This window comes from Streptomyces sp. NPDC034670, from assembly GCF_055574875.1.
Genome location: NZ_JBVITR010000082.1, coordinates 15,971 through 18,552, shown reverse-complemented (window position 1 = coordinate 18,552; position 2,582 = coordinate 15,971). Strand labels below are relative to the sequence as shown.

The 2,582-nt window shown below is 73.1% G+C and carries 1 protein-coding gene and 1 pseudogene; one reads left to right on the top strand and one right to left on the bottom strand.

Going from position 1 to position 2,582, the window contains the following annotated elements; translation table 11 throughout:
• Positions 1 to 324: 324 nt before the first annotated feature.
• Positions 325 to 492: pseudogene (locus tag ACZ56B_RS31225) on the bottom strand (IS6 family transposase); the annotation flags it as partial.
• 1,035 nt (positions 493 to 1,527) lie between these two features.
• On the opposite strand from ACZ56B_RS31225, the gene ACZ56B_RS31220 reads away from it, so the two are divergent.
• Entirely contained in the window at positions 1,528 to 2,427 is a 900-nt protein-coding gene (locus ACZ56B_RS31220) for a S1 family peptidase (RefSeq protein ID WP_468797919.1), read from the top strand.
• Positions 2,428 to 2,582: the final 155 nt, after the last annotated feature.

The window sequence follows — 2,582 nt, the reverse complement described above, 5'->3', positions numbered from 1 at the left end:
GGAGCTTAGGGAACCCCCCCCCCCCCCCCCCCCCCCCCCCGCCCCCCCCCCCCCCCCCCCCCACCCCCCCCCCCCCCCCCCCCCCCCCCCCCCGCTCGGCGTTCCGTCTCCGGTGCGAGCGGGGCCGTGCCGGTGTTCATCCAGGTGATCGCCCCGGACCCCGCCCGCAGCGGACCAGCCGTGTGCGGGACGGGAACGAAGGGCGGGAACGCCCATGGAGGAACGGGTCGGTGCCGTCCGGGGCGGGAGCGAACCCGATGCCGACACGGAGCGCGACACCGGGGGAGCCGCGCCCCACCGGCCGGCTACGGGTGCGGCCGATCGCCGGGCCCGCTGACGCCCGCCGGTCTCGTACGAGACGATCATGCCGCGCTCCGGCATCAGCTCCTCGACCTCCCGGAAACTGAGCGGGAAGCGGAAGTACAGCCACACGCAGTGCGAGATCACCTCGACCGGATACCGGCGCCCCCTGTACGACGGCGCACTGTCCACGGGCGGTCCCCCTCCACCACGGCCAACCCGAAGATCATCCCACCGGACAGCCAACGTGACAGCACCCCGGCGCGGGCTGGGCGGACACCGCGCAGCGCCGGCCGCGGTGGTCGCCGGGCTCGCCGGCGCCCCGGCCACACGGGCCGCTCACACGACGCAGACGACGACAACGGCCTCCGCCGCTCCCTCGCTCCCGCCCCGCCCGCGGTGAGCAGTGCGTTGTGCCCGTGGTGCGGCTGCTCGGTCCGGCGTGCGGAGTGCGTCCGGCAGGGGACGCCGCGGGTGTTCGCCCGAGACCAGAGGGGGCCCGGTGGCTGGAGAGGCCGGGCGCCGAACGGCGTCGTGAAAGCGCTTTCAGCCTACGGTGTCGAACCGGCCACCGGTCCTGGGCGCCGCAAGGGGCAATCCGCCCATACGGGTTCGGCCTCAGGAAAGCCGCCGGGAGCATTCCCGCCGTAACGCGCGCGGGACGGCGCGGCCTTCCTCCCGTCCCGGCGCCGACGACGGACGGGGGACGCGGCATGGACCCAGCCTCCCCCGTCGCATCACACGACATACCGGAATACTCCACGTGATCTTCATGAATCGGCCATGATTTCCGGCGGCCCGGCGCGGCCGCACCGCTCGCCCGGGGTCGGCGGCGACCTGAGCAGCCGCGCCGCCGTGCGGAGCCGGCGCCGGAGAGTTCGGTGCGCCGCGATGAATGGCTCGTTGTCCACCGGTCGCCGCACCCCCGGCACCTTGCCGGAATCCGGGACGACCGACGGGCCATCGCCCAATGACCCGTCAGGTCCCCGTCGTCTCACCCTGCGGACGGGATCCCGCAAGAGCCCCTTCCTTGCCAACCGGCTTGCGCACCCGGGGGCTCTCACCGAAGCGTCCGAAAGCCGCGCTTGTTGACAGGGGCATATCACGGCGAAGGTTCAACCACCGATGCGGCACCTCCAGGACGCCCGCACTGTCCGCGGGACTGCCGCAGACGTGAACCAAGGGACCGGACATCCAACAGACCCACGATCCCTCACCGGAGGACAAGTGAAGGTCAAGACGTTCCTGTCGTCGGGCGCCTCCCGAAGAGCCCGTGCCGCCACCGTCGTCGCCGCCCTGGCGACCGTGTCCGCGCTCGTGACCCCCACCGCCATGGCGTCGGCGTCCGCGGACGCGAAGCCCACCGCGGCCCAGCTCGCCCGGGTCGGCGACGCGGTGCTCACCGCCGACGTCGGTGGCACGGCCTGGTACACCGACAAGGCGTCGGGCAAGGTCGTCGTCACCGCCGACAGCACGGTCTCGGCGGCGGAGATCAACAAGATCAGGAAGGCGGTCGGCGCGCAGTCCGGGGCGCTGCAGATCAATCGCACCCCGGGCAAGTTCAGCCGTCTGATCGCTGGCGGGGAGGCCATCACCTCCTCCGGCGCCCGCTGCTCCCTCGGCTTCAACGTCCGCAACTCCGCGGGCACGAACTTCGCGCTCACCGCCGGACACTGCACCAGCGGCCGGTCCAGCTGGAGCATCGGCACCGCGGTGCCGGGCCAGACCGTCTTCCCGACCTACGACCACGGGGTCATCCGGCACTCCAACCCCGCCGCATCCGACGGCCGCGTGTACCTGTACAACGGCACGTACCGCGACATCGTCAACGCCGGCAGCCCGACCGTCGGGACGCGCATCGAGCGCTCCGGCAGCACCACGGGTTACCGCACCGGCAGCGTCACCGGCCTGAACGCCACCGTCAACTACGGCAACGGCCAGCTGGTCTACAACACGATCCAGACCAACGCTTGCGCCGAGCCCGGCGACAGCGGCGGCCCGCTCTTCGCCGGCAACACCGCCTACGGCCTGCTCTCCGGCGGCAGCGGTAATTGCACCACCGGCGGCACCACGTTCTACGAGCCGGTCACCCGGCCGCTGAGCCTGTACGGCCTCAGCGTCTTCTAGCCCCGCAGCAGTACCGCGTCACAGGCAGGCCCCGGGGGGGGACAGTCGTCGGCGGCGGCCTCCCGGTCCGGGGGGGGGCGGGGGAGGGGAGGAACACCTGCCCGCGCTGTTTCCGTACTGCCGCGGTCCGCCACGCTGGTGCGGGGGGCAGCCAC